Origin of the sequence: Aliterella atlantica CENA595 (assembly GCF_000952155.1) — a bacterium.
Taxonomy (GTDB): domain Bacteria; phylum Cyanobacteriota; class Cyanobacteriia; order Cyanobacteriales; family Chroococcidiopsidaceae; genus Aliterella; species Aliterella atlantica.
Map to the genome: position 1 here is coordinate 72,961 of NZ_JYON01000004.1, position 20,882 is coordinate 93,842.

The window sequence follows — 20,882 nt, forward strand, 5'->3', positions numbered from 1 at the left end:
GACTCTAAAATATTTGCAATATAGATAATTTTTTTATGGATAATTTGCCTGTAGTTTCTGCTTCGTGGCTTTACGAACATATTGGCGAGGAAAAAATTGCGATCGCTGATTGTCGTTTTTCCTTGGCAAATCCACAACTAGGACAGCAACAATACCAACTTAGTCACATTCCTGGCGCACACTACCTAGATTTAAATTCGGATCTATCTAGTCCAGTGCAAAAACATGGCGGTAGACATCCTTTACCCGATTTTAATCAATTAGCAGCAAAGCTATCAGCAATGGGAGTAGATAGTCAAACTCTAGTTGTAGCTTACGATGACTCGCGCTTTGCCTTTGCGGCGCGTTTGTGGTGGCTATTGCGCTATATGGGACACAAACGAGTTGCTGTTTTAGATGGTGGCTTTAAAGCTTGGCAAGTGCAAGGATACCCTATTAGCGATGAAGTTCCCCAGTCGCAACCAGCTAAGTTTGATTGGCAATTACAACCAGCTTATGCAGTAGACATCGATATTGTTAAAGCCCGTAAAGACTTGCCAAATGTGGCGCTAGTAGACGCTAGAGAAAGCGATCGCTATCGCGGTATCAGCGAACCTATAGATCCGGTTGCTGGGCATATTCTTGGCGCTGTTAACTACCCCTGGCAAGATGTTTCTACTCCTGACGGTTATTTACGCCCCCAGTCTGCACAAAGCGATCGCTGGCAAGAATTAAAAGGTGCTGAAGAAATTATTGTTTACTGCGGTTCGGGCGTTACAGCCTGCGTTGACTTATTATCTTTACAACTAGCCGGAATTAATACAGGTAAGCTTTATGTTGGTAGCTGGAGCGATTGGTGTTCGTACTCTTAATTTTTGTCGTTTAATAGATAGCCAATACAATGCCCGCGTCTGCTTCCCTTATCTCCAAACGTTAATTTATAAGCAACTGCTTGATTTCCTTGCACTTAACGTCTATACCAGGATAAGGGGAGCGCTATGCAGCGTTGCCTAAAACGTTAACTACCTCAATTTCCCAGTAAATTTGAGCTAGCTGACCGAATCTACTGCGTCTATCCTTAACATAAAGTTATAAATTAATATGTTTCTATTATCAAATTGTCAATTAATTCAAAAAACAGATATATTTTAGTTAAATAATCGCTCGGAATATATTTTTATTTTCTATCAAGGGCATTAGCTCTAAATTGCTATAACTGACTACTTAACTTAACTTTTACTTAAATTATTAGGTGCGTTTTTCTATGTCTTGCTTAATGAACCGTCTGTCTATTTTTGTAGACGGCAATAATATGTTTTATGCCCAGCAAAAAAATGGGTGGTTTTTCGATCCAAGAAGAGTATTAGAATTTTTAAGAAAAGAGAAACCAGACACAGAATTAATTAATGCTTTTTGGTACACCGGATTAAAAGATCCTCAAGATCAAAGAGGCTTTCGAGATGCGCTAATTAGTCTAGGATATACAGTAAGAACAAAAATACTTAAAGAATATTACGATGATACTTCGGGTCGCTACTCGCAAAAAGCGAATTTAGATATAGAAATTGTTATAGATATGTTTAATACAGTAGAGCAGTACGACCGAGTAGTATTATTTAGCGGTGATGGCGATTTTGAAAGAGCGATAGAATTGTTAAGATCGAAAAGCACGCATATTACAGTAGTTTCTACAGAAGGGATGATTGCTAGAGAATTACGGAACGTGACTGATAGATATATAGATTTAAATGATATTCGCGGACAGATAGAAAAGACCGATTTATAAAAAAACCTAAAAGTAAACTAAGCTAAAGCAGGAGTTAGCAAAATGCAGAACCAACAAGACCGAGTAATTATTTTTGACACCACATTGAGAGACGGCGAACAATGTCCTGGTGCAACTTTAAATGTGGATGAAAAGTTGTTGATTGCCAAGCAATTAGCAAGATTAGGAGTAGATGTAATTGAAGCAGGTTTCGCTTTTGCAAGTCCTGGAGACTTTGAAGCAGTCAAAAGAGTTGCCGAAACAGTAGGAACAGAAGATGGACCAGTAATTTGCTCTTTGTCAAGGGCAATTAAAGCTGATATTAAAGCTTCAGCCGAAGCCTTGAAGCCAGCAGCACACGGCAGAATTCACACCTTTATTTCTACCTCGGATATTCACTTAGAGTATCAACTAAAGAAAACTAGAGCCGAGGTACTAGCGATCGCTGAGGAAATGGTAGCCTATGCTAAGTCCTTTATGGACGATGTAGAGTTTTCCACAATGGACGCTACGCGCACCGATCCAGAATATTTGTACCAAGTATTAGAAAGAGCGATCGCCGCAGGTGCAACAACAATTAATATTCCCGATACAGTTGGCTACACTACGCCTAGCGAATTTGGCGATTTAATCAGGGGAATTAAAGCCAACGTCCCGAATATCGATAAAGCAATTATTTCCGTTCACGGACATAACGATATTGGTTTGGGTGTTGCTAACTTCCTAGAAGCAGTAAAAAATGGCGCAAGACAGCTAGAATGCGCGATTAACGGAATTGGCGAACGCGCTGGAAATACCGCCCTAGAAGAAATAGTTATGGCTTTGCACGTCCGCAGACAATATTTCAATCCATATTTAGGACGCGCACCCGAATCAGAAGCACCGCTAACTAATATTGACACCCGCCAAATATATAAGACTTCGCGCTTGGTTTCCAACTTGACGGGAATGCTGGTACAGCCAAATAAAGCAATTGTCGGTGCAAATGCTTTCGCCCACGAATCGGGGATTCACCAAGACGGCGTATTGAAAAATCGCCTCACCTACGAAATTATGGATGCTGCCTCGATCGGATTAACAGATAATCAGATCGTATTGGGTAAGCATTCTGGGCGTAACGCCTTCCGCACGCGTTTGAAAGAATTGGGCTTCGATTTGCCAGAAGGAGAACTAAATAAAGCCTTTTTGAAGTTCAAAGAATTGGCAGATAAGAAAAAAGAAATATCTGACTGGGATTTAGAAGCGATCGCTAATGACGAAATGCAGTCTAGTCCAGAAATCTTTCGGGTGGAACTCGTTCAGGTATCTTGCGGCGATCGCGCCCAACCTACAGCTACAGTAACGCTCAGAACACCAGACGGTCAAGAATTGACAGATGCAGCGATCGGTACTGGACCTGTAGACGCGGTATATAAGGCAATTAATCGCGTAGTTAACGTACCCAACCAATTGATTGAATTTTCCGTCCAATCAGTGACAGCGGGAATTGATGCCATTGGCGAAGTCACAATTAGGTTGCGTCACAACGAACGAGTATTTTCCGGTCATGCGGCAAATACAGACATTATCGTTGCTTCCGCCCAAGCTTATGTCAATGCTTTGAACAGGTTATATGGTTCCTTGCAGCAGGAAAAGCGATCGCAAATGGCACAAGAAGTTTAAAATCAAATAACTGAAAAATGGGCGTACTTAAATTAAGTGCGCCTATTTTGCTAAAGTCGTTTAACTGCAAGACTGAATATTATGGGTGAGGAGATATTTGCCAAAGAAAGGCAATTTCACGACCAATGGGCATCGACAATCGATATAGATGGTATCAACGTCAAAGATTACTTTGAGGCGTGTACAGCCCCCGAAAATCGCTTTATATTGCGCCATTTAGGCGATGTACGTGGCAAGAAATTATTAGATTTAGGTTGCGGTGCTGGGGAAAATAGCGTTTATTTTGCTAAAAGAGGCGCATTATGCGTTGCTTCTGATTACTCGCCAGGAATGGTAGAAGTAGCTATGCAACTAGCAGAGGCTAACGGAGTTAAAATTGAGGGCAGAACCATGAATGCGATCGCTCTTGATTGTCCTGACAACACCTTTGATATCGTCTATGCTGCCAATTTGCTGCATCATTTACCCAATCCTCATGCAGCGATTAAAGAAATGCACCGCGTTCTCAAGCCTGGCGGAAAAGCTTGTTTTTGGGACCCTTTGAAGCACAACCCAATTATTAATGTATATCGGCGGATTGCAACGTCAGTAAGAACAGAAGACGAAACACCGTTAGATATTAATATAGTTAACTTTGTAGAATCGCAGTTTGCTAAAACTACTTACGACACATTTTGGCTAGCAACATTGTGGATTTTCTTACAATTTTATCTAATCGAAAAAGTAGATCCAAACAAAGAGCGCTATTGGAAGAAAATCATTATCGAACAAGCAAGATTGCAACCCCAGTATCGACGCTTAGAAAAGTTAGATTTAATTTTGAAACAGCTTCCTCTAATGAAGCGTTTCGCCTGGAACTTAGCTGTAGTTGCGATGAAGTAGATAATCAATAAAGGTTTCGCCATCAATTCCTTCTCCACATTCAAGGGATGCAATTCCTTCATCAACTTTTATACGAGTTTCAATTGCCCATTGTTCATCTGCTTTATCTTGTTCTTCTAACAAATCCAACGCTGCTTGAATTACATCGTCTACAGTTTGATACTGACGGCTTTGCAGTTTAGCGTGAATCAACGCTTCCTGTTCTGGTTTAAGAGTAATATTCATCTGTTATTCCTTTAGCGGCTTATATAATAAGAGTATTTTTTAGGACTGGCTACTAGCATTAGAAATAACCATCATGCGCTCAGGTAATGGTAAATTCTTAAACCCAAATTGACGATAAAGTTCATGAGCATCTGCTGTCGATAGTAACAAAGTTCTTAAATTTTGAAGTTCTGGGTGTTCTAAAATTGATTTTATTAACCACTTTCCTAAACCTTTTCCTCTGTAAGCTTCTATAATAAAAATATCTGCAAAATAAGCGAAAGTTGCATAATCAGAAATTACTCTAGCAAAACCAATTTGTTCATTTAAGTCGTAAACACCAAAACATAGAGAATTATTTATCGATTTTTCAATAACAGGTATCAATATATCTTCAGCCCAATAAGAAGTTTTAAGGAAATTATAGATTTTTGTTATATCTAACTTAGATTTATCGGTGCTAAGTGAAATCTCATGTCGGCGCTCGTGATGTATTTCGTAAATCATTATTTACTTAAGGTTATCTATACTATTGCTACAAAATTATGTTGGCTCTAGTCAACATAGTTAAAATGACAATATTTTAATTTCTTAAGTACAATCAATAGCCTATATGCAAATTCAATCAAAACCTTTAAAAATACCGCTTTGGAACTAGACTTTAATTCGTCTCATCTTCTGGCAAATCACCCAAACCCGTAATAGCTTCAAGAATTACTTCCATCTTGGCTTGTAAGCGATTGAACTGCTGTTCCAATCGGTCAAATCGGCTATCAATGCGATCGAATCTCATATTAACCATCTCAAACTGCTTGTCTATGTGGTTTTCCATTGCAGCAAATCCCTCACTGATTCTACCATCAGGCTCCATATCTAATTCAAGTGTTTTGATCCGCTCGGCAGCGTTAGCTAGCTGTCGTCGAAGTTGGTTAATGCGCTTATTTTGCTCTTGTTCGCTCATGCGTTAAACTCCAAGGAGAATGAAAAATTTTCTTTCCCCTGGCTGGTGCGAACAGCTAGGGGATTAGTTTTATTATCCGTTCCTAATAAACTAATCAAGTATTAAACATTCGTTTCCTATCTGCCCCTTTTGTGTTTGGAGCAAGATACTTTTAATATTACTAAAAAATCCGCTTATATTATGAATCACTCTGAAACAACATTATTGAAAGACATTCGTACTAAGTTAAAAGAAATTTGGGGATATGATGACTTTAGAGCGCCTCAAAGGGAAATTGTCAGTAGCCTAATATCTCAGCAAGATGCTTTGGTGGTAATGCCAACAGGTGGAGGGAAATCAATTTGTTTTCAGCTTCCTGCCTTAATGCAAACTGGACTGACGTTAGTAGTTTCGCCCTTAGTAGCATTAATGGAAAATCAGGTGAAAGAACTGCGCGATCGCCAATTACCAGCAGCATTATTACACAGCGAATTACCCAGCCAACAAAAATGGCAAACTTTACAGTTATTAGATAAGCAACAACTAAGATTACTCTACTTATCCCCAGAAACATTACTCAGTCAAAAAGTATGGGAAAAACTATGCAATCCGCAATTAAAAATAAACGGCATAATCCTCGACGAAGCGCATTGCCTAGTCCAGTGGGGAGACACATTTAGACCAGCTTATAGACGATTAGGGGCAGTAAGACCAGCATTATTAAAAAATAAACCACAAGGGACAAAAATAGCGATCGCCGCTTTCACAGCAACAGCCGACACCGAAGCCCAAAAAACCATCACCCAAGTCTTACAACTACAATCTCCAGCAATATTCAAACAAAATCCCTACAGACAAAACTTACACCTGAAAGTCCAAATAGCTTGGACACCCAAAGGACGCAAACAACAGCTATTAAACGTAATTCAAGCCAAACCAGAACAAACAGGCTTAATATACGTTCGCACTAGACGAGACAGCGAAAATTTAGCCGAATGGCTAACTAACTTAGGTCATACAACAGCAGCCTATCACGCAGGCTTAAGCCCAGAAGAACGCAGACAAATTGAAAACCACTGGCTAACTAGCAAAATACCCTTCGTTATTTGTACCTCAGCCTTTGGTATGGGCATAAACCAGCCTCACGTGCGCTGGGTAGTGCATTTTCACCCACCATTATTACTATCAGAATACGTGCAAGAAATAGGACGAGCAGGAAGAGACGGCAAAGACAGCATCGCCATAACCTTAATTAGCGAACCTACAGGATGGCTAGATCCAGAAGACAAACAAAGGCAGAAGTTCTTCGAGGAAAAAATGCGATCGCACTATTCCAGCGCCCAACAACTAGCCAAAAAGCTACCAGTGCAAGGCGAAGTCAGCACAATAGCAAGACAACACAAAGAAGGAGCGATCGCTCTATCCTTACTGCATAGCACCAACCAACTAGAATGGCTAGATCCGTTCCACTATCAAATCCATCCACCCATAAAAATCAAACCACCAGCCCACTTTCCCGCCGCCCAACAAATGACCAAATACCTAACAACCAAACAATGCCGTTGGCAATATTTACTCAACGCCTTCGGATTCGCCTCAGAAATATCCAAGTGCGGACACTGCGACAACTGCCAGTAAAATCGAGAATCCCCTCTCCTCTCATCTCTCTGCGTCCTCTACGGCTTCGCTTCGCTGACGCGGTTCTTTTAAAACTGCTGCAAAAACCGCAAATCGCTAGCATAAAAGCGGCGAATATCATCAATTTGGTGCAACACCATCGTCAAGCGTTCCACACCCATACCAGCCGCAAACCCAGTATAAACCTCCGGATCGTAGCCCACAGCCTTCAGTACATTAGGGTCAACCATTCCGCAACCCATTACCTCTAGCCAGCGCCCGTTCCACTCCATATCTACCTCAGCAGACGGTTCTGTAAAAGGGAAATAACTTGCCCGAAACCGAATTGGCACATCGCCAAACATCTGTTGCAAAAATTCCTTAACAGTCCCTTTTAAATCGGTAAAAGTTAGCCCTTCATCAATTGCCAAAATTTCAATTTGATGGAATACCGCCGCATGACTAGCATCTACCGTATCGCGCCTGTAGCATTTTCCTGGTACGGCAATTCTAATCGGCGGATCGTTTTCCTCCATATAGTGGATTTGCACGTTGGAAGTGTGAGTCCGCAGTAAATTTCCATCTGGCAAATACAAAGTATCTTGCATATCCCGCGCTGGGTGATCGGGCAAGAAATTTAACGCCTCAAAGTTGTAATAGTCCGTTTCCATTTCAGGACCATCTGCAACCGTGTAACCCAGTCCAACAAATATATCTAACACGCGGTCAATCGTATTATTTAATGGATGTACGCGACCCAAAAGACTGTAAACTGCTGGCATACTTACATCTAGCGTTTCTGCTGCTAATTGCGCTTGAATTTGGGCAGCTTGCAAATCGCTACGCCGTCGATCTAACTCATTTTGGACGGCTTCTTTAACTGTATTGGCGATCGCTCCTAAAACTGGACGCTCCTCTGCACTTAACTTGCCCATTTCCCGCAAGATTAACGATAGTTCGCCTTTCTTACCAAGGTAAACTAATCTAAGTTCTTCTAAACGTTCTAAAGTCTCGGCAGTGGCGATCGCACTTTTGGCTGTTTGGCGTAGTGCTTCTAATTGCGTCTCTAAATTGCTAGGCTGATCGATCGTAGTCATCTGAAGTATAAGATTTTGTCTATATTTACTGTAAATGAAATTATTGATTAGCAACGACGATGGTATTTTTGCTCCTGGTATTCGCACTTTAGCTAATACGTTAGCAGCATCCGGTCATGATGTTACTGTAGTTTGCCCTGACAGAGAGCGATCGGCGACTGGACATGGTTTGACTTTACACCAACCGATTCGCGCTGATGTTGTTACTTCCGTTTTTCACCCCAATATTAAGGCTTGGGCTTGTTCTGGCACTCCTTCTGACTGCGTTAAGCTTGCCTTATGGGCTTTACTAGATAGTCCTCCCGATTTGGTCGTTTCTGGCATCAATCAAGGCGCTAATTTAGGTACGGATATTTTATACTCTGGCACTGTATCGGCAGCAATGGAAGGCACTATTGAGGGAATTCCTAGTATCGCAATTAGCCTAACTAGCTTTTCATCTCAAGACTTTCAGAGCGCGGCTGACTTTGCTGTTAGCTTACTTGAAAAACTAGCGATCGCACCTCTAAAAGAACCAATGTTACTCAATGTCAACGTTCCGGCTGTATCTGCAACTGAAATTGCTGGAGTTGTCATTACTCGCCAAGGCGTGCGCCGTTATATTGATGTATTTGAAAAGCGTGTAGATCCGCGCGGCAAAACTTACTATTGGCTAGCAGGCGAGTTGCTAGAAGAAGTCGAACCCCAACCAGGGCTGAATTTGCCTACAGATATTCCTACTGATGTCGAAGCAATCCGCAATAATTACATTACGATTACACCCTTGCAATATAACCTCACTTATGCGTCTGGCTTAAAACAAATCCCAGACTGGCAATTTGATTTTCCTGGCACATAAAAGGCGTTACATTTCTTTATTTATGGCAAGATGTAAGAGTGTGGGTTACTTCATCTCTTACTAAAGCTTTAACACCAACTGCTGTTGCCCTGGGGAATTTTGACGGCGTACATCGCGGGCATCAGCAGGTAATTGCGCCTGTCTTGGCAAAGAAGCGTCAAGCAACACAAGATTTGCACAGTACAGTTGTAACATTTAGTCCTCATCCCCAAGAATTTTTTACAGGCAAGCGGCGGAGTTTGCTTACTCCTATAGATCAAAAAGTAGAGCAGTTAGAACGCTTAGGCATAGAACAACTGGTATTATTGCTTTTCGATCGCGAACTTGCGTGTTTGAGTCCCCAAGAATTTGTCGAACAGATATTGATCCAACAATTACAAGCGCAAAGTATCAGCGTAGGACAAGATTTTTGCTTTGGCAAGCAGCGCAGCGGCAAAGCTACAGATTTACAAGCGATCGCAGCTAATTACAATATTCCTGTAACTATAGTACCTCTGCATACTTGCGAGGGCGATCGCATCAGCAGTTCGGCAATTCGTCAAGCATTGGAACAAGGTGACGTACAAAGAGCTAATTTACTCTTAGGACGTGCTTATACGCTTGCAGGTACAGTAGTTACAGGCAAGCAAATCGGGCGCACCATCGGTTTTCCTACTGCCAATCTTCAACTACCGCCAGAAAACTTTATCCCCCGCCAAGGTGTATACGCTGTGCGAGTTGTAGGTGTAGATAATAGCCCTGTAGCGGGTGTCATGAATATAGGCAATCGCCCAACAGTTAGCGGAATGTCCCAGTCTGTAGAAATACATCTGTTAGATTGGTCTGGAGATTTATACGGAAAAGCGATTGCAGTGCAGTTAGAAAAATTTATCCGCCCAGAACAAAAATTTGCCTCGTTAGAAGAACTCAAAGCCCAAATTCAAGCTGATTGCGAATTTGCTAAATCTATATTGGAGTCTCTCTAAGCATGAGACAACAAATAGATCGGCTAACTGACAATCTCAGTCGCACCATTGTCGGCAAAACAGAAGCAATCCGCCTAGTTTTAGTAGCTTTGCTCAGTGGCGGACACGCATTGTTAGAAGATGTCCCAGGAGTAGGCAAAACTTTACTTGCAAAGTCTCTGGCGCGTTCTATAGACGGACGATTTCAACGTTTGCAATGCACTCCCGATTTACTACCTACAGATATTACTGGCACAAATATTTGGAACCCCAAAAGCGGCGAATTTGAGTACCTGCCAGGTCCAGTGTTTGCCAACGTGCTATTAGCAGACGAAATCAACCGCGCTACCCCACGCACTCAGTCAGCCTTGCTAGAAGTGATGGAAGAGGGGCAAGTAACAGTTGATGGTGTTTCTCGCCAAGTTCCTGCACCATTTTTCGTCATTGCAACTCAAAACCCAATTGAGTATCAAGGTACATTTCCGCTTCCAGAGGCGCAGATGGATCGTTTCACTCTATCTTTGACGTTGGGTTATCCCAGCGCCGCCGAAGAATTGCAAATGTTACAGCGGTTGCAAGATGGTATTAGCGTCAGCGATTTGCAACCGTGTATTACTTTAGAGCAGGTGCAAAAATTAAGGCAATTATGCAGTGCTATTAAAGTTGAGACTTCTTTGCAACAGTACATATTAGACTTAGTACGCGCTACACGTTCTGATGATGAAATTACTTTAGGTGTAAGTCCGCGCGGTACGGTAGCTTTGCAAAGAGCAACTCAGGCTTTGGCTTATTTGAGTGATCGCGATTATGCTATTCCCGATGATGTCAAATTCCTCGCGCCGCACGTCCTTAGCCATCGGATGATTCCCGCCGGAGGGCGCAAAGCTAAGACTGTCGTGGAGAAATTATTGCGCCAGGTTTCTATTCCATAACGATGCTTTAAGTTGTCCTCTCAACAACATTAATATTTTAAGCTGACAGTTTGCTATGGACATAATCTACAGCTTGTTGAACCGTTGTAAGCTGCTCGGCTGCTTCGTCAGGAATTTCTATATCAAATTCTTCTTCTATAGCCATCATTAGTTCAACGAAGTCAAGATGGTCATCGTTTGAATTATTACAGCTACTTATACTCATTCCAAAAAAGTTAAAAGCATTGTTATTTAGGTCATTTCGGCTACTGCTGTTAAGCCTACGATTGTTAGCATATAAGTTACTCCCTATATCTATATTGCTGTCTAAGTGTACTAGATTTTCCTCTACACATAACTGATCGACAATTATTCTTTGAAGTTCAAAGAAAATACTAGCTTTGTGCTTGCCTAAATACTTTATTACACGTTCTTTTTCACTTCCATTTATTTTTTTATTTATTCTTCTATCTGCCAACTCATCTAGTTCTTTAGTCAGACGAGCTTTTTCTTCAGCAACTCGACGAGCATTCTCCTCAACTAGACGAGCCTTTTCTTCAGCAATTCTACGAGTTTGCTCTTCCCAGCGAACTTTTTCTTCAGCTATTCGACGAGCATTTTCTTCAGCCAGACGAACTTTTTCTTCAGCAATTTGACGAGCTTGCTCTTTTTGCTCCCAGCGAACCTGTGCTAATTGAAATTTCTTGTTTCCAAGCCAATAACTAACTCTATCTCTTGTTATATAAAACTCAACTTTATAACCACTCTGAGTATAAATGTTTGTATTTATATCCCATACAAAACGATCTCGATTTGATTCAAGTAGCTGAAGACCTTCCTCTGTAAAATCAATTGTTTTATCCAAGTACATATCAATTGCTGTTTTCAGCATTGTTAGTTCATAATCTTTATCTACTTGATCCATTACTTCATCTCTTAAAACTTTTTGCAATGTATGTTTAACCTAGATAGATAGTACCCAGTAAAACTATGAAAACAACAAAAAAACTAAAATAGGTTAAAGCATCAGCATAAGTTGTTTTTTTTAAGTCTCGTTTGAGACTTATAGAAGCAGTTTAGTAGCAATACTGAGTATAAGAAACAACATTAAACTGAAGCCTGTACCAAACTGAAAACGAGATTGTGTTATCCCCGATGATGTAAAATTCCTCGCTCCTCACGTCCTCAATCATCGCCTTATTCCTGCTGGGGGAAGTAAAGCTAAGACTGTTGTAGAAAAATTATTGCGCTCGGTTTCTATTGCGTAACTGTAGAATACTTATTGCATAGTGGTAGTCTACAAATGCTATGTAGTCAGCAATGCCTGTAAGTGTGGAGTATGCCAAACCGAGTTAAGCTAAAACGCCATTTTCAAAAACAAACGCGATCGCCCTTTTTCCTCCTATTCTTGATCCTTATCTGGAGTTTATTTATGGGCTGGGGTTTAGCTGCAATTACTAACGCCCAAACAACTCCAAGCGCAGAAATAGGTACGGTTGACGTAGTTCCCGAACGCTACCAATTAGGACAAGAATTATATTTAGAAAACTGCGCTACTTGTCATATTGCAGTACCTCCAGCGGTTCTACCTACACAAACTTGGCAAAGAATCCTTCAAGATCCGCAACACTATGGCGTGAATATCAAGCCTTTGGTTGACCCCTCACGCTTGATAGTTTGGCAATACTTACAAATTTTTTCTCGTTCTCAACCCAAGGAAGAAGAAATACCTTATCGATTGCAAGAATCTCGGTATTTTAAAGCTTTGCATCCCCAAGTCAAACTACCTCGCCCGCTTGAATTAAGTAGTTGCGCTAGCTGTCATCCTAACGCCGCCGATTTTAATTTCCGCAGCCTGACATCAGAATGGCAATAAAAAATCCCCTCATTGGTATCGCCTATTGTATTGCCCATCGTAGAGACGTAGCAGTGCTACGTCTCCACACATCAATCGCAATATTTCTATATCTATCCCTGCATCGATCCCCGCACCCAACAAAGGTGTAGAAATACGCCAAAGCGCGATCGCATCCCTCTACAGCCCTAGCCAGCATGAAATGATACGATAAAAGCAGTTTCGTATTGGGACTCGCCCAAATTCAGTTAAAACTAAAATACGCTTCAATCTAGCCACGAGCAAAACAACTCAACACTATAAACATATATTCTAAATATTTCCTCAAACTGCCATGCTAAAAACCTTGCTGGGCGACCCGAACGCTCGTAAGCTCAAAAAATTTCAACCAGCGGTTAAAGAAATTAACCTCTTAGAAGAAGAGATACAAGTCTTACCCGATGACCAACTAATTGCGAAAACGGCTGAATTTAAACAGCGTCTTGCTAATGGTGAAACTTTAGACGATTTGCTTCCAGAAGCATTTGCTGTAGTTAGAGAAGCTGGAAAGCGCGTATTAGGACTGCGACACTTTGACGTGCAATTATTGGGCGGAACTATTCTGCACAGAGGGCAAATTGCCGAAATGAAGACTGGTGAGGGCAAAACATTAGTTTCTACTCTACCAGCTTATCTCAATGCGCTCACAGGTAAAGGCGTTCACGTTGTAACTGTTAACGATTATCTCGCAAGACGCGACGCAGAATGGATGGGTCAAATCCATCGCTTTTTGGGATTAAGTGTCGGACTAATCCAGCAAGGGATGGGACCTGCGGAAAGAAAGAAAAACTATGATTGCGATGTTACTTATGTAACCAACAGCGAAGTAGGTTTTGACTACCTGCGCGATAACATGGCTACATCCATCGTTGATGTAGTGCAACGCCCCTTACATTACTGCGTAATTGACGAAGTAGATTCAATTTTAGTTGATGAAGCGCGGACACCCTTGATTATTTCCGGTCAGGTAGAACGCCCGACAGAGAAGTATATGCAAGCAGCCGAAGTAGCAGCAGCTTTAATTAAAGGCGAAGAAGAACATTACGAAGTAGATGAAAAAGCGCGTAACGTGTTGCTTACCGATGAAGGATTTGCCGAAGCAGAAAGACTGTTAGAAGTTACAGACTTATTCGATCCTAACGATCCTTGGGCGCACTACATATTTAACGCCCTCAAAGCCAAAGAATTATTTATCAAAGATGTAAACTACATTGTCCGCAACGACGAAGTAGTAATTGTCGATGAATTTACTGGTAGGGTATTACCAGGAAGGCGCTGGAGTGATGGCTTGCACCAAGCAATTGAAGCTAAAGAAAGAGTAGAAATTCAACCAGAGACGCAAACTTTAGCCACAATTACCTATCAAAACCTCTTCTTGCTGTATGAAAAACTAGCCGGAATGACTGGAACGGCGAAGACAGAAGAAGCAGAATTTGAAAAGATTTACAAGCTAGAAGTTACAATCGTCCCCACCAATCGACCCCGCAGCCGTCAAGATTTGTCGGATGTGGTATATAAAACAGAAGAAGCCAAGTGGAATGCGATCGCCGATGAATGCGCTCAAATGCACGAACTCGGTCGTCCGGTGCTTGTCGGAACTACTAGCGTTGAAAAATCTGAATACCTTAGCGCTCTACTCAATCAGCGAGAAGTTGCCTACAATATCCTCAACGCCAGACCCGAAAACGTGGAACGCGAATCAGAAATCATCGCTCAAGCCGGACGCAAGGGAGCGCTGACAATCGCAACTAACATGGCGGGTAGAGGTACAGATATCATCTTAGGTGGTAATTCGGAGTATATGGCGCGGTTGAAGTTGCGCGAATACTTTATGCCCCGCATCGTCTTACCAGAAGATGAAGATGTGTTTAGTATAGGACAAGCTGCTGGTTTACCAGGCGGTAGCACTGGCGGACAAGGTTTTGTCCCTGGCAAAAAAGTGAAAACTTGGAAAGCGTCGCCGCAAATTTTCCCCACTCAACTATCCAAAGAAACGGAACAAATACTCAAGCAAGCTGTAGAATTTGCCGTACAGCGGTACGGAGAGCGGAGTTTACCAGAACTAGAAGCAGAAGACTTAGTTGCAGTAGCCGCTGAAAAAGCACCTACAGAAGACTTGGTCATTCAAAGACTGCGCGATGCCTACAACCGCATCAAGCACGAGTACGAACAATTTACCGATACCGAACACCAAGAAGTAATTCAACTCGGTGGCTTGCACGTCATTGGTACAGAACGTCACGAATCGCGGCGGATTGACAACCAGTTGCGCGGACGGGCGGGAAGACAAGGCGACCCTGGTTCGACACGGTTTTTCCTCAGCTTACAAGATAGCTTGCTGCGAATCTTTGGTGGCGATCGCGTTGGTAAGTTGATGGATATGTTCCGCGTTGAGGAAGATATGCCGATTGAATCGGGAATGCTGACGCGCAGCTTGGAAGGCGCTCAGAAAAAGGTAGAAACGTACTACTACGACATCCGCAAACAGGTGTTTGAGTACGACGAGGTAATGAACAACCAGCGTCGCGCTATCTACGCCGAACGCCGCCGTGTTTTGGAAGGGCAAGACTTGAAGGAACAAGTAATCAAGTATGCCGAAAAGACAATGGATGACATTGTTGATTACTACATCAATCCAGACTTACCATCTGAAGATTGGGATGTAGCTACTTTGGTAAGTAAAGTCAAAGAGTTTGTTTATTTGCTAGAAGACTTAGAACCAAATCAATTAGAGGATTTATCTGTTAGCGAAATTAAAACATTCTTGCACGAGCAAGTAAGGATTGCCTACGACATCAAAGAAGCTCAAGTTGATATGCTGCAACCTGGATTGATGCGTCAAGCCGAACGTTTCTTTATCTTGCAGCAAATTGATACTCTGTGGCGCGAACACTTGCAACAAATGGATGCATTGCGCGAGTCAGTCGGATTGCGCGGTTACGGACAAAAAGATCCGCTAGTTGAATACAAGAGCGAAGGTTACGAACTATTCCTAGATATGATGACGAATATTTACCGCAACGTCGTCTACTCTTTGTTCCAGTTCCAGCCGCAAATGCAGCAAACAGTACAAGAACCATCAGAAATGGTGTAAAAAAACGCCCCTGTGTGGGGCGCTGTTTGTTTTAGGAGAAATATTTTTATCCACTTCGGGAGTAGACAGAATTGATTACTGCTACTCCTTTTAATTTTGAGCGGATGAATCTAGCTAACGACCTGCTGGCGATCGCTAATATCGCGTAAGGTAACTACATATTCTTGTACGCCTTGATTATTACGCGACAAAACTGTAGACTCCAATATACGCAAGCCTTTGCGGATTAGTTTGAGTTGGCTTCTTTCTGACCATGCATCCGGCGTACCTGGCAATGAAACTAATTTATTCAAGCGGTAGCCAGTCAAATCTTGAGCTTTCATCTCGAATAATTTTTCCGCAGCTAAGTTGGTTTGGGTAATTCTACCTTGAGTATCCAAAATTAAAGTAGCGTCTATAGCGTTGTAGAACAAGTTTTCAGCTTTTTCCCGCGCTTCTTCAATCGCTGTAATTTGGGGCAATGTTGTCCAACAAGCGATCGCCACGCTGATAAATGCTAAAGTTGCAATCAAAATAACCAACAAGTCATTGTTAGCTTGAGCGACAACTGTATGTAATTTGGCGCTCACAACCCAACCGACAATTACAGAACAGCTAATTAGTCCTAGCAAAGCAAATACTTGCACGCCCAAAACGTCTTCGTTATGACTTTCAGATTGCTTGTAGTAAAGATTCATCCACCATTTAGGACGCAAGAGCGCAAAAGGTATCCGCCGAATCGCTACGTCTATAGCCAAAATGACACCTGGAAATAATAGTCCCAAAATTAAGTCTTTGGGACTCCACAGCCAGCATCCTACTACTAGCACCACAGCTTCGACAATGAAAAACCCTAGTGACAGCCAAGCCCATCTTACCTCTGAGCGATGGCGATACATCCACAATCCTAGATGAAATCCCATAATTGAGATTAAGTAGCCGACACCTGTAACTGTTACTACATCAGATAAATTGCCAATCAACAGACAAATTAAACTAAGGATTAAGGTAAATAGCAAGGCTGGTCCTAATACACCCCGTTTGGAAACAACTGTAAATACAGGTGAGAGATGTCCGTCTAAGGCAAGTTGGTATAGTACGCGGGAAGTATTAGCGACAGTAGTAGAGCTACTGACTAGGCAGCAAGTAGTAATCAAAACTGTAACCAAAAGCGAAGCCGATTCACCCCAAAATGGTTTAGCCGATGCAACAAGGTTTACATATAAGTTACCGTCATTACCCGTTCCCCCAGGAACCGCTAACTGCATCATTACCCAAGAGCAACCTAGAAATACAACTGGAATTAACCAAGCAGCAACTCCTAGAAATCTCGCCGTTTGAGCAGGTTTTTTGCTATCAGCAACAAAGGAAGCCGCTGTTTCGCAGGAATATACAGAGTAAGTAGAAATAAAGAACCACTTTGCCCACTCCCCAAAGCTGGGTAGAGTTGATAAATTGCTAGGTATAAGACCAGGACTATCAGGCGAAAAAGCTAGCCAACCTAAACCTTGAACGCAAAAAGCAATTAGCAATGCTATCCCAGGTAAGACAAAAAATACTTGCAAAATAGCCAACGCACGAGTACCGCTTAAGCCGACGATAAAAGCGATCGCTGTAAAGCCAATTTTGAGCAGCATTTCTGGTGGGTGAAGACCTATTGGCTGTAAATTGACCTTAATTAAGTCTGTGAGGACGATCGCATATACTACAGGAGCCGCAGCCCAGCCGACAAAATACCCAATTGCTACATAAGGTCCTAATTTAGAGATTTTACCTAACAGCCTTGCTGCATAGTTAGGCGTTCCGCCTGCCAAATTTGTCCAAGTTTGAGCTAGGCGTTGCACCTGAAAGTTTAACAACATAGAGACTATTACGCCTGGTAGCCATACCCAAAAAGCTTTAGGACCAAGAGCGGCATGAAGTACAGGTGCAGTACCAATCCAACCAACATGACCTGTTAAGCCAAAGCTATAAGTTTCGAGCGCACCTAAAGTCCTCTGCAAGCGCATTGCTTGAGGCTTGACAACCTGTTCGCTCTTGGCTGGACTTGACGATTTGTATGGATGTTGAGAATCAAAAGAAGAAACTGCCACAATACCTCTTTATAGATGAATTGAGTTAAATAAATAATTAGTTCGTAACATGAGCTATCTTGCCCTAACAATAAATTTAGATTTGCCCTGATTTGTTCGGCGATTTATTATGACGGCTGCTGAATTGTTTGAGGAGCAAACAAATAAAAAACTTACTTTTAGCGTCTTTTAGTCATAATTTTATTTATCGCTATAAGTTATTTATGCAACGTACGTCAAAATGTTCAGTGTTTCTACTTGCCACCTCTGGAAAGATTTAGATTACATCTATAAGTAATAAACCTAACAATAAGTAATAACCATTGAGATTCTACGGATATTTGGCAACAGCAAGCATAGCCCCAACTTAAATATCCGTAAATACCGCAAACAATCCCGCTTTAGTGTTTAGGAAAAGTAGTTTAATTTTTCCTATGCAAAAATAATTTAAGCAAAATGCCTAAATTAGTTAATTTTTATATAAATTTATACAAAAAGCGATCGCGTAAATTGCGCGATCGCTTTTTTCTATCCAAGTCATTATTACTAACTGTTTTACCTCGGCGTTAAATGTCTTCTAGGCGATATACCTGGGTTAATAACCGCTGCTACCTCTTCGTGAGACAATTTAGCGATCGCCGCATCTAACTCTTCAAGAGTAAACTGATAACCGCGTTGGTTAGCAATCTGCAAAAATGCTTGTGGATCGTCAGTAGCTTTCAGCTTTGCCTTTAATCCTTGGTCTTGTTGTACAGACTTAAAAAATCGAGCAGCGTTTTCTTGTGTCATTACAGTACAACTCCTGATTTATTTGGGATCTTTATTTCACTAGCTTCAAGCAGGCGCAGGGCGTAGGGAAAATCTCACACTTATAAATATCAAGCCAGCTACCTTTGAGCATAGCTCTGTAATTGGTAAATTTCACCAAATCTTGACAGAAGTTAAAGCTATTGGTAACTCTGTTAACAATTGCTACGATTTTTCTGTGGTATGCGATCGCATTTGGCTCTATCTAAAGAGTCCGAAGAATTTTATAGTAGTAATTGCTGCTGACTGTTAAAACATTGTGAAAGCGATTACTCTTTTAGGCTCTACTGGCTCTATCGGTACACAAACATTAGATATTGTGGCTCAATACCCTGACAAGTTCCAGCTTGTAGGTTTGGCTGCGGGGCGGAATGTAGAAATGTTGGCGGCGCAAATTCGCCAATTTCGCCCGCAAATTGCCGCTATTTGCGATGAAACTAAGTTGCCAGAATTAACAGAAGCGATCGCCGATCTCGACTATAAACCAATCTTGCTCGCAGGAGAAGCTGGAGTAGTTGAAGTTGCCCGTTATGGCGAGGCAAAAACTGTAGTTACAGGTATAGTCGGTTGTGCTGGCTTATTACCTACGATTGCTGCAATTGAAGCTGGAAAAGATATAGCTTTAGCCAACAAAGAAACGTTAATTGCTGGTGCGCCTGTAGTTTTGCCCTTAGTAGAAAAACACGGTGTCAAAATATTACCTGCCGATTCCGAACATTCAGCAATATTTCAATGCCTTCAAGCTGTACCACAGGAAGGATTGCGACGAATTTTGCTCACAGCATCAGGAGGCGCTTTTCGCGATTTGCCTGTAGAAAAATTGGCGACTGTCAAAGTTGCCGATGCTCTAAAACATCCTAACTGGTCTATGGGACAGAAGATTACTATAGACTCAGCTTCATTGATGAACAAAGGGTTAGAAGTAATTGAAGCTCATTTTCTCTTTGGTTTAGATTATGACCATATAGAAATAGTTATTCATCCCCAAAGCATTATTCACTCGCTGATTGAGGTACAAGACACATCAGTATTGGCACAATTAGGTTGGGCAGATATGCGCTTACCATTACTTTATGCTTTATCGTTTCCAGAGCGTATTTATACAGATTGGCAACAACTAGATTTAGTCAAAGCAGGTAGTTTAACCTTCAAAGCACCAGATCGCGATAAATATCCTTGTATGCAGTTAGCCTATGCCGCAGGTAGGGCGGGTGGTTCGATGCCAGCGGTACTTAATGCCGCCAACGAGCAAGCAGTAGCCTTATTTTTAGCAGAAAAGATTGAATTTTTAGATATTCCGCGTTGTATCGAATGGGTATGCGAGCGCTTTACTAATGATAATCGCCCCGATCCTTCTTTAGATGACATTATCGCCGCTGACAACTGGGCAAGGCAAGAAGTATTAGCAGCAAGTCAAGCCGCAAAGAGGCAATTCGCGCATTAATACCTCACGCCTGAAGTCGAACTCCGTAAGTAATTCGCGCATTACAGACTTCAATTACAAATTACGAATTATTTTGTCAAGCTAGTTAGGGTAGAGCAAACTAAATAAATCTGCTACCGACAATTGCCAGTCATTAAGTACATCTAAGACAGGTAAAATGTCTTGTCCTTCCTTAAATTCTGGTAGCTTGTTAGGCTGAAAGACTGTAACCGCTTCCCCGTTAGAATCAATAAACCAACCTAGCTTTGTACCGTGATTGAGGCAAAAAGTTATTTTTCTGATGACGTGGCTAGGTGATTGGTTTGGGGAGAGGATTTCAATTATCCAATCTGGGGGAATTTCAAATTTATTAGCAATTCTCCCATTAGAAAGTAAAGGAATATTTTGCCACTCAAAAACTGCGATGTCTGGAACTATTACCGCACCGCCAAACGTACAGCGTAACTCAGGAAAAGCATACCCTAGTTTTGATGGTGTAGCAGTTTGATTAATGGTAGTAACTAAACCACCTTGTAGAATACTGTGTTCTCCTTGAGGCATAGGTTTTTGATAAACTTGACCGTTGATATACTCGCTATAGGGCTTAGTTTCGGGTAATTGTAAAAATTCAGCTAGAGAGATTTTTGCGGTGGAATCAGTAACTACCATTTAAGACTCCCAAGTAAAGCTAGATTCTCATTTTAACCAAGTATAGCGATCGCTCTCCCTATATCTTTGCCCTAAAAATCTGGAAAGCACTGGCGGCAGTTGGTA

General features: G+C 41.7%; 18 protein-coding genes and 2 pseudogenes. 12 read left to right on the forward strand and 8 right to left on the reverse strand.

Annotation, left to right across the window (positions count from 1 at the left end):
• Positions 1-35: 35 nt before the first annotated feature.
• The 4 genes from UH38_RS05580 (at position 36) to UH38_RS05595 (ending at position 4,288) form a co-directional block, all read left to right on the forward strand.
• Positions 36-851 carry a sulfurtransferase gene (locus UH38_RS05580; protein WP_045053654.1) on the forward strand — a complete coding sequence of 272 codons (816 nt, stop codon included), beginning with the start codon at positions 36-38 and terminating at the stop codon, positions 849-851.
• A 392-nt stretch (positions 852-1,243) separates the two neighbouring features.
• A complete protein-coding gene (locus tag UH38_RS05585; RefSeq protein ID WP_045053655.1) occupies positions 1,244-1,765 on the forward strand; it encodes a LabA-like NYN domain-containing protein in 522 nt (173 codons plus the stop codon).
• A 42-nt stretch (positions 1,766-1,807) separates the two neighbouring features.
• Positions 1,808-3,406: a 2-isopropylmalate synthase gene (locus UH38_RS05590; RefSeq protein WP_045053656.1), complete on the forward strand. Its 1,599-nt coding sequence runs from the start codon at positions 1,808-1,810 to the stop codon at positions 3,404-3,406.
• 81 nt (positions 3,407-3,487) lie between these two features.
• A complete protein-coding gene (locus UH38_RS05595; RefSeq protein ID WP_045053657.1) occupies positions 3,488-4,288 on the forward strand; it encodes a class I SAM-dependent methyltransferase in 801 nt (266 codons plus the stop codon).
• Here UH38_RS05595 and UH38_RS05600 read toward each other — a convergent pair.
• The 3 genes from UH38_RS05600 to UH38_RS05610 form a co-directional block, all read right to left on the reverse strand.
• A complete protein-coding gene (locus UH38_RS05600; protein WP_045053658.1) occupies positions 4,265-4,513 on the reverse strand; it encodes a ribbon-helix-helix domain-containing protein in 249 nt (82 codons plus the stop codon). The genes UH38_RS05595 and UH38_RS05600 overlap by 24 nt on opposite strands.
• A gap of 39 nt (positions 4,514-4,552) precedes the next feature.
• The gene (locus UH38_RS05605) at positions 4,553-4,999 is read right to left on the reverse strand and encodes a GNAT family N-acetyltransferase (RefSeq protein WP_045053659.1); all 447 of its coding nucleotides are present in this window, start codon (positions 4,997-4,999) and stop codon (positions 4,553-4,555) included.
• Between the two features lie 154 nt (positions 5,000-5,153).
• Complete coding sequence (locus UH38_RS05610; protein ID WP_200892304.1) at positions 5,154-5,453, reverse strand: hypothetical protein; 300 nt, start codon at positions 5,451-5,453, stop codon at positions 5,154-5,156.
• A 180-nt stretch (positions 5,454-5,633) separates the two neighbouring features.
• Between UH38_RS05610 and UH38_RS05615 the strand changes: the two genes are divergently transcribed.
• Positions 5,634-7,070 carry a RecQ family ATP-dependent DNA helicase gene (locus UH38_RS05615; protein ID WP_045053784.1) on the forward strand — a complete coding sequence of 479 codons (1,437 nt, stop codon included), beginning with the start codon at positions 5,634-5,636 and terminating at the stop codon, positions 7,068-7,070.
• Between the two features lie 68 nt (positions 7,071-7,138).
• On the opposite strand, the gene pheS is transcribed toward UH38_RS05615, so the two are convergent.
• Complete coding sequence (pheS, locus tag UH38_RS05620) at positions 7,139-8,146, reverse strand: phenylalanine--tRNA ligase subunit alpha (RefSeq protein ID WP_045053660.1); 1,008 nt, start codon at positions 8,144-8,146, stop codon at positions 7,139-7,141.
• A gap of 34 nt (positions 8,147-8,180) precedes the next feature.
• Here pheS and surE point away from each other — a divergent pair, with 34 nt between their 5' ends.
• Genes surE through UH38_RS05635 form a run of 3 tightly spaced genes read left to right on the forward strand, consistent with a single transcriptional unit; the run spans position 8,181 to position 10,860 of the window.
• Positions 8,181-8,984, forward strand: a complete 804-nt coding sequence (gene surE / locus UH38_RS05625) for a 5'/3'-nucleotidase SurE (RefSeq protein WP_045053661.1) — start codon at positions 8,181-8,183, stop codon at positions 8,982-8,984.
• 38 nt (positions 8,985-9,022) lie between these two features.
• The gene (locus tag UH38_RS05630) at positions 9,023-9,949 is read left to right on the forward strand and encodes a bifunctional riboflavin kinase/FAD synthetase (RefSeq protein ID WP_045053662.1); all 927 of its coding nucleotides are present in this window, start codon (positions 9,023-9,025) and stop codon (positions 9,947-9,949) included.
• 2 nt (positions 9,950-9,951) lie between these two features.
• Entirely contained in the window at positions 9,952-10,860 is a 909-nt protein-coding gene (locus UH38_RS05635; RefSeq protein ID WP_045053663.1) for an AAA family ATPase, read from the forward strand.
• Between the two features lie 37 nt (positions 10,861-10,897).
• On the opposite strand, the pseudogene UH38_RS28085 reads toward UH38_RS05635, so the two are convergent.
• Positions 10,898-11,032: pseudogene (locus UH38_RS28085) on the reverse strand (acyl carrier protein); the annotation flags it as partial.
• Between the two features lie 943 nt (positions 11,033-11,975).
• Between UH38_RS28085 and UH38_RS28090 the strand changes: the two are divergent.
• The 3 genes and pseudogenes from UH38_RS28090 to secA all read left to right on the forward strand — a co-directional run.
• Positions 11,976-12,107: pseudogene (locus UH38_RS28090) on the forward strand (AAA family ATPase); the annotation flags it as partial.
• Positions 12,108-12,178: 71 nt separating this feature from the next.
• Entirely contained in the window at positions 12,179-12,715 is a 537-nt protein-coding gene (locus tag UH38_RS05645; protein WP_045053664.1) for a diheme cytochrome c, read from the forward strand.
• Positions 12,716-13,028: 313 nt separating this feature from the next.
• Positions 13,029-15,827 (forward strand): preprotein translocase subunit SecA, encoded by a 2,799-nt coding sequence (gene secA / locus UH38_RS05650; protein WP_045053665.1) that lies wholly within the window; start codon positions 13,029-13,031, stop codon positions 15,825-15,827.
• Positions 15,828-15,937: 110 nt separating this feature from the next.
• Here the strand turns inward: secA and UH38_RS05655 are convergent, their stop codons facing one another.
• Together UH38_RS05655 and UH38_RS05660 are read right to left on the reverse strand one after the other, a co-directional pair.
• Positions 15,938-17,899, reverse strand: coding sequence for an APC family permease (locus tag UH38_RS05655; RefSeq protein ID WP_052672266.1), 1,962 nt, complete (start codon positions 17,897-17,899; stop codon positions 15,938-15,940).
• A 534-nt stretch (positions 17,900-18,433) separates the two neighbouring features.
• Positions 18,434-18,667 (reverse strand): Nif11-like leader peptide family natural product precursor, encoded by a 234-nt coding sequence (locus tag UH38_RS05660; RefSeq protein WP_045053666.1) that lies wholly within the window; start codon positions 18,665-18,667, stop codon positions 18,434-18,436.
• A 277-nt stretch (positions 18,668-18,944) separates the two neighbouring features.
• Here UH38_RS05660 and dxr point away from each other — a divergent pair, with 277 nt between their 5' ends.
• Entirely contained in the window at positions 18,945-20,129 is a 1,185-nt protein-coding gene (dxr, locus tag UH38_RS05665) for a 1-deoxy-D-xylulose-5-phosphate reductoisomerase (RefSeq protein ID WP_045053667.1), read from the forward strand.
• Between the two features lie 81 nt (positions 20,130-20,210).
• On the opposite strand, the gene UH38_RS05670 is transcribed toward dxr, so the two are convergent.
• Positions 20,211-20,777 carry a Uma2 family endonuclease gene (locus tag UH38_RS05670; protein WP_045053668.1) on the reverse strand — a complete coding sequence of 189 codons (567 nt, stop codon included), beginning with the start codon at positions 20,775-20,777 and terminating at the stop codon, positions 20,211-20,213.
• Positions 20,778-20,882 lie beyond the last annotated feature (105 nt).

What these genes read in the sequence shown, in the direction of transcription:
- surE (WP_045053661.1), top strand. Translation starts at nt 8,181, where the DNA reads ATGAAATTATTGATTAGCAACGACGATGGTATTTTTGCTCCTGGTATT.
- UH38_RS05635 (WP_045053663.1), top strand. Translation starts at nt 9,952, where the DNA reads ATGAGACAACAAATAGATCGGCTAACTGACAATCTCAGTCGCACCATT.
- UH38_RS05645 (WP_045053664.1), top strand. Translation starts at nt 12,179, where the DNA reads ATGCCAAACCGAGTTAAGCTAAAACGCCATTTTCAAAAACAAACGCGA.
- UH38_RS05600 (WP_045053658.1), bottom strand. Translation starts at nt 4,513, where the DNA reads ATGAATATTACTCTTAAACCAGAACAGGAAGCGTTGATTCACGCTAAA.
- pheS (WP_045053660.1), bottom strand. Translation starts at nt 8,146, where the DNA reads ATGACTACGATCGATCAGCCTAGCAATTTAGAGACGCAATTAGAAGCA.
- UH38_RS05615 (WP_045053784.1), top strand. Translation starts at nt 5,634, where the DNA reads ATGAATCACTCTGAAACAACATTATTGAAAGACATTCGTACTAAGTTA.
- UH38_RS05590 (WP_045053656.1), top strand. Translation starts at nt 1,808, where the DNA reads ATGCAGAACCAACAAGACCGAGTAATTATTTTTGACACCACATTGAGA.
- UH38_RS05605 (WP_045053659.1), bottom strand. Translation starts at nt 4,999, where the DNA reads ATGATTTACGAAATACATCACGAGCGCCGACATGAGATTTCACTTAGC.
- secA (WP_045053665.1), top strand. Translation starts at nt 13,029, where the DNA reads ATGCTAAAAACCTTGCTGGGCGACCCGAACGCTCGTAAGCTCAAAAAA.
- UH38_RS05595 (WP_045053657.1), top strand. Translation starts at nt 3,488, where the DNA reads ATGGGTGAGGAGATATTTGCCAAAGAAAGGCAATTTCACGACCAATGG.
- UH38_RS05610 (WP_200892304.1), bottom strand. Translation starts at nt 5,453, where the DNA reads ATGAGCGAACAAGAGCAAAATAAGCGCATTAACCAACTTCGACGACAG.
- UH38_RS05580 (WP_045053654.1), top strand. Translation starts at nt 36, where the DNA reads ATGGATAATTTGCCTGTAGTTTCTGCTTCGTGGCTTTACGAACATATT.
- UH38_RS05660 (WP_045053666.1), bottom strand. Translation starts at nt 18,667, where the DNA reads ATGACACAAGAAAACGCTGCTCGATTTTTTAAGTCTGTACAACAAGAC.
- UH38_RS05670 (WP_045053668.1), bottom strand. Translation starts at nt 20,777, where the DNA reads ATGGTAGTTACTGATTCCACCGCAAAAATCTCTCTAGCTGAATTTTTA.
- UH38_RS05585 (WP_045053655.1), top strand. Translation starts at nt 1,244, where the DNA reads ATGTCTTGCTTAATGAACCGTCTGTCTATTTTTGTAGACGGCAATAAT.